Below are 11,799 nucleotides of genomic sequence, written 5' to 3'. Positions count from 1 at the left end.
CCTGACCGGAATTTACGCCAACCACCACCGTTCAGCGATGCGTCCGTCGTCCAGCGCGCGCGCGCCGCCGATCTGCTGGGGCATACCAACATGAGCAGCCGCCGCCAGCGCAATATCCGATTCGCTGGGGTGAAGGCGCAGACCGCGCAGCCCATTCAAGCCTTCGGATGATGGCAGGGCAGCAATATCCACATATCCATCCCGCAATGCTTCGGCCCGGACGCGGGCATCAGGAATGACGATAATCTCAAAAGCATCCGCCCAACCGGCCTGAGTGCTCTTATAATGGTCAACAACTTTGCGGCCCAGAAAGTGGCGAACATCCTCAGCCCGTTCGACACGGTAGCATCCGGTGCCATTGGCGATCTGCAGCGGTTTGACGCTCTGACCAGCCCGCGGGATGACAAATTGACTTTCGGCCAGCAGGAAAGGCAGGCCGGGATTAGGTTTAGCCAGTTCAAGGTGCAGCCGGTTAGGGGCCAGCGCTTCGGCGCGCCCGACTTCGGCCAAAACCGCCATCACATCAGCGATATCCAATGCTACGCCGTCGTGGAACACCGCATCATCGCGCAGATCAAACGTCCAGATCCGGGCATCCGTATCGGTCTGCCATCCTGTTGCCAGCTCACCTCGCAAGGTACCGTCAGGTGCGATTTCGGTCAGCGTGTCAAACACCGCCCCCCGTGCAACCTGTTCAAGACTGTCGTCACGCGGCACCGCAAGCCGCAGGGTTCCGCCCGGCTTGGGCGTATTCGCCAGTGAGGCGCCTGTTGCCGCCAACAGCGCCGCAGCGGCACCTGATGCAAACAACGCGCGGCGGTCAATGCGGGTCATGCTACCCCCTCGGCCACGCGGTTCATAATGCGGACCAGTTCGGCACTGATGCCGGGTTCAGACAGGGCATGGCCTGCCTGACGGACCATCTTCAATTCGACATTCGGCCAGCGCTCGGCCAGGTTCCAGGCAGAATGCGGTGGGCAGATCATGTCATAGCGGCCCTGAACGATATGGCCGGGAATATGAGCGATCCGATCCATCTGCTCCAGAATCTGCCCGTCCTGATCAAGGAAAGCCCGATTGATGAAATAGTGATTCTCAAGCCGGGCAAAGGCGCGCGCATACTCACCCGGGCTTTCTCCGGTGGATCCGTTCGAATGGATTGACGCCAGCGCATTTTCCCAGGCGGACCAGGCCCGTCCGTACAGAACCTCAGTCGCCCGATCCCCTGAGAACAGACGTTTGTTATAGGCCCCAATCGTGTCGGAAAGCTCAGTCTCGGAGAGCAGAGCGGTGAACTTGGACCATTGCTCGGGCCAGAACTTGCCCGCGCCACCACCATAGAACCAGTCCAGCTCGGCCTGCGTTGCCAGAAACACGCCGCGCAATATCAGCCTATTCACCCGGTCGGGATGCGCCTGCGCATAGATCAACGCCAGGGTTGCGCCCCAGCTTCCACCGAAAACGGCCCAGTCACTGATGTTCAACAGGGTGCGCAGCCGTTCGATATCGGCCACCAGATGCCAGGTTGTGTTGTCTGTGACCGACGCGTGCGGGCGCGAGCGTCCACAGCCTCTCTGATCAAACAGAATCACCCGAAAGACGTCCGGATCGAAATAGCGCCGCATTGCGGGGCTGCATCCGCCACCTGGGCCTCCGTGCAACACGACCACCGGCAGGCCATCCGGATTGCCGCATTGTTCCATATAGATAAGGTGACCATCGCCCACATCGACCATGCGCTGATCGAACGGGTCGATCGGCGGGTAAAGATATTGCACTGCGCGCTTTTGGTCCGGGTACTTGTCCATTATGGCCCTATATAGTCCTTAAACGTAAAAGAGCATACGGAGACAGGAATGCAAGCGCATCCGAACACGGTAGACCCGTCCGAGATCGCAAAATTCGAGGCGATGGCCGCCGAATGGTGGGACCCGCATGGGAAATTCAAGCCCCTGCATATGCTGAACCCCTGTCGTCTGGATTATATCACACAGCAAATCGCAGGCGAATTTGACCGTGATCTGAAAGCCCCGCGCCCGTTCGAGGGCCTGCGCCTGCTGGATATCGGATGTGGAGGAGGCTTGCTGAGCGAACCCATGGCTCGCCTTGGCGCCGAGGTCGTGGGCGCCGATGCCGCCGAGGGCAACCTGCCCGTCGCCCGCATCCATGCCGAGCAATCGGGGCTTGGGATCGACTATCGCCACACCACTGCCGAGGCTATGGCCGCCGCAGGTGAGCAGTTTGATGTGATTCTGAACATGGAGGTGGTCGAACATGTGGCCGACCCGCTCAGCTTTCTGACAGCCACGCGGGATTTGTTGAAACCAGGCGGACTTGAGATTTGTTCGACCATCAACCGCAATCCGAAATCCTATGCGATGGCCATCTTTGGTGCCGAGGTGATCATGCGCTGGCTGCCGCGCGGCACGCATGAGTGGAACAAGTTCATCACCCCTGACGAGTTGTTCGACCTGTTGCGTCAAGCCGGGTTGGACCCGGTGGACCGCAAGGGTTTCGTGTTCAACCCGATACTATGGAGCTGGTCGATCTCGAACCGGGATTTGAGCGTGAATTATGTGACGGCGAGCGTGAAGCCGGGGTGAACCTACTCCCCCTCCAACTGCAATCGCAAATCCCGCAGCACGGGCAGCGTGCTGCGGACCCGCTCCAGCCCCAGCTCTCCGACCACGCGGTTGATCAGCGGCGCAATGGACGAGATCGCCTGATCCCGAGCACTCCGCCCAGCGGGGCTGATGGCGACCATCTTGCGGCGGGCGTCGTCCCAGTCGGGGCGGATGTGGATATATCCGGCCCATTCCAGCTTGGCCAAGGTATTGGTCATGGCACCTCGGGTCACGTGAAACGTATCGGCTAGCTGTGCCGGGCTGCGTTCGTTGCCGACAAAGACAAGATGGTTCAAAACCGAGAAATGCGAAATTTCCATGCCCCTGGGCAGCACCCGGCTGAGCCGGTTACGCAATAACTGGTCTGCGGTCAGGATCTCGCTGAACAGCGTGACCGCGAGGGCATTGGTATCGTTTGTCATAGTCCAGATTCTGGATCAGGGGCCGTCAAAGGGACGGACATGTGTCAGCGAAGGCACGCGGCTTCGTGCTTCTGTAACAGAACTATCATCCAAATTGAAAAAGTGAATGCCCTGATCGGTCCCTGCGTCGATGACGACCTCTCCCCATGGGGCAACGACCATGCTGTGACCGTAGGTTTTGCGGGTCTTTCCCCTGGTTTTAGGGTGTTCACCGGTCTGCGCCGGGGCCAACACCCAGCATCCGTTTTCAATCGCCCGCGCCCGCAACAGCGACTTCCAATGGGCCTCACCCGTGACCGGTGAAAAAGCGGCTGGAACCGTCAGAATGCGCGCTCCAGCCTGCGCCAGAGATGCGTATAGTTTGGGGAAGCGGATATCATAACATATACTCAGACCCACCTTGCCGAAATCTGTCTCGGCTATGACCGCCCGTGTGCCGGGACGGTAGTTTTTGGACTCGCGAAACGTCTCGGCCTCGGACACCTGCACGTCGAACATATGGATCTTGTCATACCACGCCACGATCTGCCCCTGAGGATCAATCATGAAAGACCGATTGGCAAACCGACCATCCGCATCATGTGTTTTGATCGCCAACGAGCCGATCAATAACCAGATCCCCAGGCTCGCGGCCTGCTCGCGCAGCCCCGCAAGTGTCAGGTCGTCTTCTTCGTATTGCAGGATTTCCCGCTGCCGTGTGGACGAGGTGGACACGCAATTCGTCACCTCGGGCGTCAGAACGAACCGCGCACCCTGCCCTGCCGCTCCGGACATCAGGGCGCGCACCATTTTCAGGTTTTCAGCCGGGTCATCCGACGAGGTGATCTGAATCAGGGCGCTCTTCATCAGGCCGCCAGCAAACCGTCCAGCTTGCCCTGACGTTCCAGCTCATACAGGTCGTCGCATCCACCCACATGCTGCGATCCGATAAAGATCTGGGGTACGGTGCGCTTGCCACCGGCGCGCTGGATCATTTCAGGTTTGCGTTTTGGGTTCCTCAGCACATCGACTTCCTGAAACTCGACGCCCTTCTGATTCAACAGCCGTTTTGCAGCGTGACAGAAGCCACAGAGCGGCGAGGTATATATTTCTACCGATTTCATATTCCGTACCTTTGGGTTTCGCACAATCCTGGGCGAGTTAGGTATCCTTGGCAACGCGCGCTAGGGTCAACACAAAAATATGATTTGCCCCGGATGCACGACAGACACGTGCACATGAGGTCAATGTTGCGCCTGATGTCATGACATCATCGACCAGCAGAATATCGCGCCCCTGCATCTGCCGAAGCCGCCTGGGATGCGCTGCAATCGCATTCTCCAGCGTTTCCATGCGCTGTGCGGCTGTTTTTCCATCCAAAACCGGCGTTCTTGTCCGTCGGACCAGAAGGTCCGGACAGGCCGCCAACCCGGTTTGCCGCCCCAGATGCTGCGCCAACAGGGCGGATTGGTTGTACCTGCGTTTCAGCAACCGGGACCAATGCAGCGGTACCGGCGCGATCAGCATGTTCTCGCGAAACAAATCCCGACCCGCCAGGGCCATCCAGCGCGCCGCAGGGCGTGCAAGCTCGGGCCGGTCCCCATGTTTCAGAGCCAGAATCAGGGATCGCGCCTTGCCATCATACAAAAGCGCAGACCGCCCATCGCGCCAGGGGCGCGGCGTTTTCATACAGTCATCACATTCGATTCGGTGGCCATCGGCCTCACCCGGCAAGGGCACGCCGCAGCTTTCACATACAGCGCCACCGATAAAGGGCGTTTCACGCCAACAGGAGCCACAGAGGCCGAAATCCGCCTCGGTCAAATCACCGCATCCCAGACAGCGCGGGGGATAGATCATCTGGACAGCGGTTTGAATCCGCTGCCACATGCGATAGTTGCGCCCTATGAAACTGCCTGATTCCAACGCACCCTCACTGTTCGACCGCGCAATCCTTGCACGGCGTCGGTCCCGCGCACGGGAAGATGCCTTGTTCTTGCACCGCGCCGCAGTTGACGAGGTTCAGGATCGGCTCGCCTTGGTTAATAAAAGCTTTACGGACCCGGCGATCGTGACCCCTTTTGCGCAAGTCTGGCAGGATGTGTTGCCAATGGCGCGGATCATCCCGGATAACGAGGTGCTGGACCTGACTCCCGGTGCCCATGATCTGGTGATCCATGCCATGGCTCTGCACTGGACCAATGATCCGGTTGGGCAGTTGATCCAGTGTCACCGCGCGCTGCAACCTGATGGGCTGTTGCTGGTGATCTGTCTGGGCGGTGAAACCCTGCGGGAACTGCGCGCCGCACTTGGGCAGGCCGAGGTTGAGGTCACGGGCGGCCTCAGCCCCCGCATCGCGCCTATGGCCGAGCTGCGCGATCTGGGCGGGTTACTGCAACGCGCCGGACTGGCCCTGCCGGTTGCTGATACCGCGCGATTGACGGCGGAATATCGCGATCTGACCCACCTGATGCATGACCTGCGGGCAATGGGTGAAACCAACAGCCTGCAAAACCGCATGAAACACCCCACAAACCGGCAGGTCTTTGCCCGGGCGCAAGACATCTATGCCAATCATTTCAGCACTGATCAAAAACGCCTCAAGGCGACATTCGAGCTGGTCTGCCTAACCGGCTGGTCGCCCGATGAAAGCCAGCCAAAACCGCTGCGTCCGGGCTCGGCCCAGATGCGGCTTGCGGATGTTCTGGGCGCAAGCGAAGGCAAACTGTCCGATTGACGAATGCGGAATTCCGGTTATCTCAGCCCGAAGCAAAGACATCTCAGGAAGTGAAACATGTTTGACGCCACACGCCCCGATCATGCCCCGGCGGATCACCCCAAAGTCAAAACGGGCCGCGTCGGCATCCTGCTGGCCAATCTCGGCACGCCCGACGATTACAGCTATTGGCCCATGCGCCGTTATTTGAACGAGTTTCTGTCGGACCAGCGCGTGATCGACTATCCCAAGTGGAAGTGGCAGCCGATCCTGCAGGGCATCATCCTGACCAAACGGCCCTTCAGCTCGGGTGAGGCGTACAAGTCGATCTGGAACCACGACAAGGGCGAAAGCCCGCTGATGACGATCACCAAAGAGCAGACCGCCAAGATGCGGGACGCGATGACGGAACGCTATGGCGACAGGGTCATGGTCGAGTTCTGCATGCGCTATGGCAACCCATCGACCAAATCAAAGGTCCGGGAAATGGTCGCGGCGGGCTGCGACCGGATTCTGTTCTTTCCACTGTACCCACAATACGCAGGCGCCACGACCGCCACGGCCAATGATCAGTTTTTCCGCGCTCTGATGGATGAGACGTGGCAACCCGCCAGCCGTACCGTGCCCGCCTATTTTGACGAACCCGCCTATATCGACGCATTGGCGGGCTCGGTTAAAAAGGCCTATGCCGCGATGGTGGACAAACCGGACATACTGGTCTGTTCCTACCACGGCATGCCGGAACGCTACCTGCAACAAGGCGACCCCTATCACTGCCAATGCGCAAAAACGACTCGGTTGCTGAAAGAAAGGTTGGACTGGTCGGACGACCAGCTTGTATCGACCTTCCAGTCACGATTCGGCCCGGAAGAATGGCTCAAGCCATATACGGTCGACCACGTGGCCGAACTGGCAAAACAGGGTAAGAAGAAGATCGCCGTTATCGCACCAGCGTTTTCCGCCGATTGCATTGAAACGCTGGAAGAGATCAACGAAGAGATCAAAGAGAGTTTTGAGGACGCGGGCGGCGAAAGCTTTACCTATATCCCATGCCTGAACGATGACGAATCGCACATAGCGGCCCTGGGCAAAGTGATCGAGGATAATTTGAAGGGGTGGCTGGACTAAGCCACCTAGTCGACTAGGCACAAAAAAAGGCGGTGGAAAGCTCCACCGCCTTTTCTTTAGATATCGCTTGTCGAATTAGCTTGCTGCAACAGCTGCGGCAACAACAACCAACAGGATCAGCGGCAGGATGATGCCGTTTGACGAACCCTGAGTTTCTTCAACAACAACAGGTGCTTCAACAACCGGCTCTTCCAGGTTGCCTGCATAAGCGGTCGAAGCAGCAGCAGTCAGTGCAGCGGCGAGAACGAGTTTCTTCATATTAACCTCCAGGATACGCACGGTTCCGTATAGTGAAACCATGCACTCAAGACTTACCTCGTGTTTTTTTCTAATCAGCTATCCAACTGGAATGCAAATGGAAGTTGCGTCACAAGCGGGTACCTGCGCGGAAATGTCGTCAAATTAGCAACACTTGCGTGCCAACCTTGGCCATTGAGAACAGTTCGGCAATATCGTTGTTGAAAAGACCGATGCACCCATTCGAAGATCGGCGCCCAATTTTGCGCGTATCATGGGTTCCGTGAATTCGGTAATATTTCCAGCTTAGATATAAAGCATGTGTTCCCAGAGGGTTATCCGGACCCGGCGGGATATAGTCTGGCCATTCCGGATTTCTTTTCTTCATCGAAGGTGTTGGCGACCAGCTTGGGCCCTCGACCTTGCGGATCACACTGGTCCGGCCGCGGCGCGTCAGCTCTTCGGTCAGGGGAACCGACGACGGGTATAGTTTGTACACCGATTGATCGTCAGACCAGTAATGCAGCGCCCGCGATACTGTATCGACAAGGATAGCACCGTTTTTCGTGTTGGAAAAATAGGGCTGCCAGTCCAGCGCCCTGAAGCCAGAGATGTTACGGCGCACCGCGGGTTCGTCCTCGGGTGCGGGGCGCAGCGGGTCTCCGGGGGTGTATTGGGCAATCGCAGGCGAGGCGACCAGAGCCGAGACACCCGCAACGAATCCGCGTCGGGTTGTATGAGTAATGCTTTTCTTGACCATGATCGCAGGTCCTTTTCACAGAAAATCTAAAAATCCTGTGCATTTTATTGCCAGAATGCTTCAGTCGCAATTGAAACCGGCAGAATCACGCAGAACAAAGCCATTGTGCGTTTGCCCACAGCCTTCTGTCACGCTATGCCGTATGGCAACACAATAATCAGGTCGATCATGACGCGCATCATTTCATTACTGTTTGCTAGCTTTATTGCACTGGCCGCCTGTACGCCGGGTGGATCCCCAACCTATGGGGCAGATGGGCGCCCACTACCAACGGTGTACAAGATCCGTGGCAATCCAGAAAAGCTGCAATTCCGGATGTTGGATTCGGTTAACGCCCTCCGCCAGGCATCGGGCCTTCAGCCGGTACAACTGAATGCTCAGCTCAATGCCGCGGCCGCCACCCATTCCAAGGATATGGCGCGACAGAATCGGCCCTGGCACTTTGGCTCGGACGGATCTTCGCCGTTGGATCGGGCGACGCGCGTCGGCTATTACGGCACCTTCCTCGGCGAGGCGATCTCGGAAACCTATGAGACCGAGACCGAAACGCTGGCCGCCTGGATGCAGGAACCCGGACCGCGAAATGTCATCATGGATGCCAAAGCCACTCAGATGGGCTTTGCCTGGCACCAGGAGAACGGCGGGAAAATCTGGTGGACCCTGGAAATGGGAACCGGCGGTTAAAACGCAAAAGCCCCCGAAAACCGGGGGCTTTTTTATTGCCTTTGGGGCAGTTAAGCCGCCTGGACCGACTGCGCCTCGGTCAAAATTGCATAGAGCTTGACCGGATCAGGATTGGCGCGCAGCTTTGCGCAAACCGACGTATTGCGCAGCGTTCTGGACACCAGTGCAAGCGCCTTTAGGTGGTCCACACCTGCCTCTTCCGGGGCAAACAACGCAAAAGCGACATCAACCGGCTGGCGGTCTACCGCACCGAAATCAATCGGCTTTTCCAGCATTACGAAAACGCCAGCCACTTCGGCCAGATCACCCAGCCGCGCATGTGGCAGGGCAACTCCATGACCAACGCCTGTTGGGCCAAGGCTCTCCCGCTCGAGCAGGCCATCCACAACAACCTGCGCGTCAAGACCAAGGGCCCCCTCGGCAACATCGCCGATTTCCTGAAACAACCGCTTCTTGCTGGAAGCGGCGGACAATACACGTACCGCCTCGGGCTTCAGTATGCTCGAAAGCTCCATGATCACGCTCCATGGCCTTGCCCCCGCTTGCGCAGGGGCTTGCCTTGCTATTCTTGCCTGTTACGGATCAATCCAGCCAATGTTGCCGTCCTCACGGCGATACACGACATTCAATCCGTCCTTGTTTTCATTCCGGAACACCAGCACCGGGGCGCCGGCTAGTTCCATCTGCATTACGGCTTCACCAACACTCAACGATGGGATCTTGGTTTCCATCTCAGCCACGATCATCGGCTGCAGCGTTTCAGGTTCATCAGCCGACTCTGATTCGTCAGAGGCGAGGATATAAGAGGAAGCACCAAAGAGTTCAACCGGCTCGGATCGGTCCTTGTGATGGTCCTTGAGGCGGCGCTTATACCGGCGCAACTGCGTTTCCATCTTGTCACAGCAGGCCTCGAATGCTGCGTAGATTTCGATAGCGTGGGCCTTGGCCTGCGCAGTCAGGCCGGTCGAAAGATGCACGGTGGCTTCGCAAACATACTCATGCGCAGAACGGGAAAAGACGACATTGGCGTCGGTCGGGCGCTGGGCATATTTTCCAACAACCTCCCCTAGCTCGGTCTGCACATGGGTCTGCAGCGCCTCGCCGATGTCGATCTGTTTTCCGCTAATTTGGTAACGCATGTGATCTCCTTCACAATTCACACCCATTTTGACGCTGCGTTACGCAGCGCACGTGTTTTTATCGGGTGGGGGATATCGGCATATTCCGCAGTTGCTGAGAAACGTACCCCTTAGCAAAGGTGCACCGCGATCCCGACTGGAACTGAAGAAATGCCATAACCCAATTGAGGCAAGAGACGGCGGCAGAGTCAATCAAAACAGGCGTGTATATACGTGATTTCAGCCATGCGCTGGGCGCAATTCCGCGCAAGCCTATGAAATACGGAAGTTTTCGCCCAAATAGACCCGGCGGACATTTTCGTTCTCGACGACTTCATCCGGCGTACCCGACATCAGCACCTGACCATCATGCAGGATATAGGCCCGGTCCACGATTTCCAGTGTTTCGCGCACGTTATGGTCAGTGATCAGCACGCCGATGCCGCGCTTTTTCAGGTCCGCTACCAGATGGCGGATATCGCCGACGCTGATCGGGTCCACGCCTGCAAACGGCTCGTCCAGCAACAGATATTTCGGATCAGCCGCAAGACAACGGGCAATTTCGACACGGCGACGCTCGCCACCGGACAATGCCAATGCCGGGGCGCGGCGCAGATGTTCGATCGAAAAATCGGACAACAGCTCTTCCAGCCGCTCTTTCCTGCGATGGCTGTGCTTCACGGTGATGTCCAGAACGGCGGCAATGTTGTCCTCGACACTCATCCCGCGGAAAATCGACATCTCTTGTGGCAGATATCCGATCCCAAGCCGCGCGCGCCTATACATCGGCAGGGTCGTCACGTTTTGGCCGTCAATGGTCACAGTGCCAGCTTCGGGAAAGACAAGCCCGGCGACCGAATAGAACGTTGTGGTCTTGCCTGATCCGTTCGGACCCAACAAGGCAACCACCTCGGACCGGCCCAACGTCATCGAGACTTCGCGTATCACGGTCTTCTTACGGTATGATTTCCGCAGTTTCTCGATCCTGAGGCCGGAACCGCCTTCGGCCACAGACAAATTCGGACGCTCCATCAGTTGCTATCCGGATTCAGAATGGTTTTGACGCGGCCAGTCATCTTTGCCGTTCCGGTCGTCAGATTGGCATTCATCTGATCGCCGCTGATAACGCTGGGGCCTTGCGTCAAAAGCACATTTCCGCGCATCACGATTTCGCCCGAGTCGATTGTGTATTCGGCCCAGTCGCCTTCGGCTGCATCAGGCGGGCTGACAAGAACCACATCATTTGTCGCCTCCATCCGCTCGATTCCGGACCTGTCGGCATTGTAGATGACCAGGACCCGCTCGGCGGTCAGGCGCATCTCACCCTGCACGATCAGGACGTTACCGATAAACTCGGCCGTGCCGTCTTCTTGATTGACGTTTAGGGATTCCGAGGTGACCTCGACCGGCTGGCTTGGATCCGCCTTGGCTGACCCGAAGGCGACCTGCGTTTCCTGTGCCGACGCCGAAAAGGCACCGACCATCAGCGCAAAACTAACAACAGCAAATCGCAAATCAATCACGGCTTATCTTTCTGTTTTTTCAGGCTCGTATACCAGCTTAACACCATCTGTAAAAAGAATATGGACCGGCCCATCCTTTTTTTCGGTTCCAAATGTCATCCGTCCCGCGGAAAAATCTCCGATGATGCCGGTGCCATCGACCTGACCCGGAGTGTCGCCGCGGATTTCATCCAGAGAGGTATTCAGAAGATCAGTTCTGACCTGAATTCCGTCTGTCGTCGTTATCAGGACGTCCCCAACAAACGTTGCGGAATTCTTGTCCGGGCGGATCATACCGGAATTTGAATCCATCGTTATGACGCCGCCATTCAACAATCCCAACCGCCCTCTAAACTCGGCAGTCGTGGGCAATGACCCTTCGCGCCCCTGGGTCGCTTGGGCCGCCTGAATTTGAACTTCCTCGCCTTTTCTGGTTGTTCCAAGATAATGGGGTTGGGTCACCACTTGGTCAGCCAGACGTTCATCTATGTCTTTTTGGGTAAACGGGACGGACACGCTGGTTTCGATGCTGCGTGATAGCAGAAAAACCGTCGACAGCAGAACAATGGCTGCCAAAGGCAGCAACACCTTCAGAAATTGCACCATCCGGGAATGTCCGTCCATCGAAC

Annotated in this window: 17 protein-coding genes; 4 read left to right on the top strand and 13 right to left on the bottom strand. The window is 57.4% G+C overall.

Features of this window, described 5'->3' with window-relative positions:
• Positions 1–12 precede the first annotated feature (12 nt).
• Complete coding sequence (locus tag AC2FLB_RS17320) at positions 13–834, bottom strand: ABC transporter substrate-binding protein (RefSeq protein ID WP_496709744.1); 822 nt, start codon at positions 832–834, stop codon at positions 13–15.
• The gene (gene pip / locus AC2FLB_RS17315) at positions 831–1,808 is read right to left on the bottom strand and encodes a prolyl aminopeptidase (RefSeq protein WP_142638265.1); all 978 of its coding nucleotides are present in this window, start codon (positions 1,806–1,808) and stop codon (positions 831–833) included. Before pip ends, AC2FLB_RS17320 begins: the two co-directional genes overlap by 4 nt.
• A gap of 48 nt (positions 1,809–1,856) precedes the next feature.
• On the opposite strand from pip, the gene ubiG reads away from it, so the two are divergent.
• Positions 1,857–2,603, top strand: coding sequence for a bifunctional 2-polyprenyl-6-hydroxyphenol methylase/3-demethylubiquinol 3-O-methyltransferase UbiG (gene ubiG, locus AC2FLB_RS17310; RefSeq protein ID WP_281995591.1), 747 nt, complete (start codon positions 1,857–1,859; stop codon positions 2,601–2,603).
• Positions 2,604–2,605: 2 nt separating this feature from the next.
• On the opposite strand, the gene AC2FLB_RS17305 is transcribed toward ubiG, so the two are convergent.
• The 4 genes from AC2FLB_RS17305 to AC2FLB_RS17290 are packed head-to-tail and all read right to left on the bottom strand — an operon-like array spanning position 2,606 to position 4,915.
• On the bottom strand, positions 2,606–3,046 hold the full coding sequence (locus AC2FLB_RS17305) for a MarR family winged helix-turn-helix transcriptional regulator (protein WP_142638269.1): 441 nt from the start codon (positions 3,044–3,046) through the stop codon (positions 2,606–2,608).
• Positions 3,047–3,061: 15 nt separating this feature from the next.
• The gene (locus tag AC2FLB_RS17300) at positions 3,062–3,892 is read right to left on the bottom strand and encodes a carbon-nitrogen hydrolase family protein (RefSeq protein WP_496709743.1); all 831 of its coding nucleotides are present in this window, start codon (positions 3,890–3,892) and stop codon (positions 3,062–3,064) included.
• Positions 3,892–4,149, bottom strand: coding sequence for a glutaredoxin 3 (gene grxC, locus AC2FLB_RS17295; RefSeq protein ID WP_142638273.1), 258 nt, complete (start codon positions 4,147–4,149; stop codon positions 3,892–3,894). Before grxC ends, AC2FLB_RS17300 begins: the two co-directional genes overlap by 1 nt.
• Before the next feature lie 37 nt (positions 4,150–4,186).
• A complete protein-coding gene (locus tag AC2FLB_RS17290; protein WP_496709742.1) occupies positions 4,187–4,915 on the bottom strand; it encodes a ComF family protein in 729 nt (242 codons plus the stop codon).
• Positions 4,916–4,931: 16 nt separating this feature from the next.
• Here AC2FLB_RS17290 and AC2FLB_RS17285 point away from each other — a divergent pair, with 16 nt between their 5' ends.
• The gene (locus tag AC2FLB_RS17285) at positions 4,932–5,762 is read left to right on the top strand and encodes a methyltransferase domain-containing protein (RefSeq protein WP_496709741.1); all 831 of its coding nucleotides are present in this window, start codon (positions 4,932–4,934) and stop codon (positions 5,760–5,762) included.
• A gap of 57 nt (positions 5,763–5,819) precedes the next feature.
• Positions 5,820–6,869: a ferrochelatase gene (gene hemH, locus AC2FLB_RS17280; RefSeq protein ID WP_496709740.1), complete on the top strand. Its 1,050-nt coding sequence runs from the start codon at positions 5,820–5,822 to the stop codon at positions 6,867–6,869.
• Positions 6,870–6,944: 75 nt separating this feature from the next.
• On the opposite strand, the gene AC2FLB_RS17275 is transcribed toward hemH, so the two are convergent.
• Complete coding sequence (locus AC2FLB_RS17275; RefSeq protein WP_142638281.1) at positions 6,945–7,127, bottom strand: hypothetical protein; 183 nt, start codon at positions 7,125–7,127, stop codon at positions 6,945–6,947.
• Between the two features lie 139 nt (positions 7,128–7,266).
• On the bottom strand, positions 7,267–7,866 hold the full coding sequence (locus AC2FLB_RS17270) for a L,D-transpeptidase (protein ID WP_281973577.1): 600 nt from the start codon (positions 7,864–7,866) through the stop codon (positions 7,267–7,269).
• 168 nt (positions 7,867–8,034) lie between these two features.
• Here AC2FLB_RS17270 and dalA point away from each other — a divergent pair, with 168 nt between their 5' ends.
• Positions 8,035–8,550, top strand: coding sequence for a divisome-associated lipoprotein DalA (dalA, locus tag AC2FLB_RS17265; RefSeq protein WP_142638285.1), 516 nt, complete (start codon positions 8,035–8,037; stop codon positions 8,548–8,550).
• A gap of 50 nt (positions 8,551–8,600) precedes the next feature.
• On the opposite strand, the gene AC2FLB_RS17260 is transcribed toward dalA, so the two are convergent.
• From AC2FLB_RS17260 to AC2FLB_RS17240, 5 genes are all read right to left on the bottom strand, one after another.
• The gene (locus AC2FLB_RS17260) at positions 8,601–9,065 is read right to left on the bottom strand and encodes a PTS sugar transporter subunit IIA (protein ID WP_142638287.1); all 465 of its coding nucleotides are present in this window, start codon (positions 9,063–9,065) and stop codon (positions 8,601–8,603) included.
• Between the two features lie 60 nt (positions 9,066–9,125).
• A complete protein-coding gene (hpf, locus tag AC2FLB_RS17255; RefSeq protein ID WP_271950796.1) occupies positions 9,126–9,689 on the bottom strand; it encodes a ribosome hibernation-promoting factor, HPF/YfiA family in 564 nt (187 codons plus the stop codon).
• Between the two features lie 252 nt (positions 9,690–9,941).
• On the bottom strand, positions 9,942–10,700 hold the full coding sequence (lptB, locus tag AC2FLB_RS17250) for an LPS export ABC transporter ATP-binding protein (RefSeq protein WP_142638291.1): 759 nt from the start codon (positions 10,698–10,700) through the stop codon (positions 9,942–9,944).
• Entirely contained in the window at positions 10,700–11,152 is a 453-nt protein-coding gene (locus AC2FLB_RS17245; RefSeq protein ID WP_142638458.1) for an LptA/OstA family protein, read from the bottom strand. Before AC2FLB_RS17245 ends, lptB begins: the two co-directional genes overlap by 1 nt.
• Before the next feature lie 42 nt (positions 11,153–11,194).
• Positions 11,195–11,794 carry an LPS export ABC transporter periplasmic protein LptC gene (locus tag AC2FLB_RS17240; protein WP_142638293.1) on the bottom strand — a complete coding sequence of 200 codons (600 nt, stop codon included), beginning with the start codon at positions 11,792–11,794 and terminating at the stop codon, positions 11,195–11,197.
• Positions 11,795–11,799 lie beyond the last annotated feature (5 nt).

Source organism: Ruegeria sp. CDSA236, assembly GCF_059611285.1.
This window is presented reverse-complemented; position numbering and strand designations above follow the sequence as displayed.

What these genes read in the sequence shown, in the direction of transcription:
- AC2FLB_RS17320 (WP_496709744.1), bottom strand. Translation starts at nt 834, where the DNA reads ATGACCCGCATTGACCGCCGCGCGTTGTTTGCATCAGGTGCCGCTGCG.
- pip (WP_142638265.1), bottom strand. Translation starts at nt 1,808, where the DNA reads ATGGACAAGTACCCGGACCAAAAGCGCGCAGTGCAATATCTTTACCCG.
- ubiG (WP_281995591.1), top strand. Translation starts at nt 1,857, where the DNA reads ATGCAAGCGCATCCGAACACGGTAGACCCGTCCGAGATCGCAAAATTC.
- AC2FLB_RS17305 (WP_142638269.1), bottom strand. Translation starts at nt 3,046, where the DNA reads ATGACAAACGATACCAATGCCCTCGCGGTCACGCTGTTCAGCGAGATC.
- AC2FLB_RS17300 (WP_496709743.1), bottom strand. Translation starts at nt 3,892, where the DNA reads ATGAAGAGCGCCCTGATTCAGATCACCTCGTCGGATGACCCGGCTGAA.
- grxC (WP_142638273.1), bottom strand. Translation starts at nt 4,149, where the DNA reads ATGAAATCGGTAGAAATATATACCTCGCCGCTCTGTGGCTTCTGTCAC.
- AC2FLB_RS17290 (WP_496709742.1), bottom strand. Translation starts at nt 4,915, where the DNA reads ATGTGGCAGCGGATTCAAACCGCTGTCCAGATGATCTATCCCCCGCGC.
- AC2FLB_RS17285 (WP_496709741.1), top strand. Translation starts at nt 4,932, where the DNA reads ATGAAACTGCCTGATTCCAACGCACCCTCACTGTTCGACCGCGCAATC.
- hemH (WP_496709740.1), top strand. Translation starts at nt 5,820, where the DNA reads ATGTTTGACGCCACACGCCCCGATCATGCCCCGGCGGATCACCCCAAA.
- AC2FLB_RS17275 (WP_142638281.1), bottom strand. Translation starts at nt 7,127, where the DNA reads ATGAAGAAACTCGTTCTCGCCGCTGCACTGACTGCTGCTGCTTCGACC.
- AC2FLB_RS17270 (WP_281973577.1), bottom strand. Translation starts at nt 7,866, where the DNA reads ATGGTCAAGAAAAGCATTACTCATACAACCCGACGCGGATTCGTTGCG.
- dalA (WP_142638285.1), top strand. Translation starts at nt 8,035, where the DNA reads ATGACGCGCATCATTTCATTACTGTTTGCTAGCTTTATTGCACTGGCC.
- AC2FLB_RS17260 (WP_142638287.1), bottom strand. Translation starts at nt 9,065, where the DNA reads ATGGAGCTTTCGAGCATACTGAAGCCCGAGGCGGTACGTGTATTGTCC.
- hpf (WP_271950796.1), bottom strand. Translation starts at nt 9,689, where the DNA reads ATGCGTTACCAAATTAGCGGAAAACAGATCGACATCGGCGAGGCGCTG.
- lptB (WP_142638291.1), bottom strand. Translation starts at nt 10,700, where the DNA reads ATGGAGCGTCCGAATTTGTCTGTGGCCGAAGGCGGTTCCGGCCTCAGG.
- AC2FLB_RS17245 (WP_142638458.1), bottom strand. Translation starts at nt 11,152, where the DNA reads ATGGTCGGTGCCTTTTCGGCGTCGGCACAGGAAACGCAGGTCGCCTTC.
- AC2FLB_RS17240 (WP_142638293.1), bottom strand. Translation starts at nt 11,794, where the DNA reads ATGGACGGACATTCCCGGATGGTGCAATTTCTGAAGGTGTTGCTGCCT.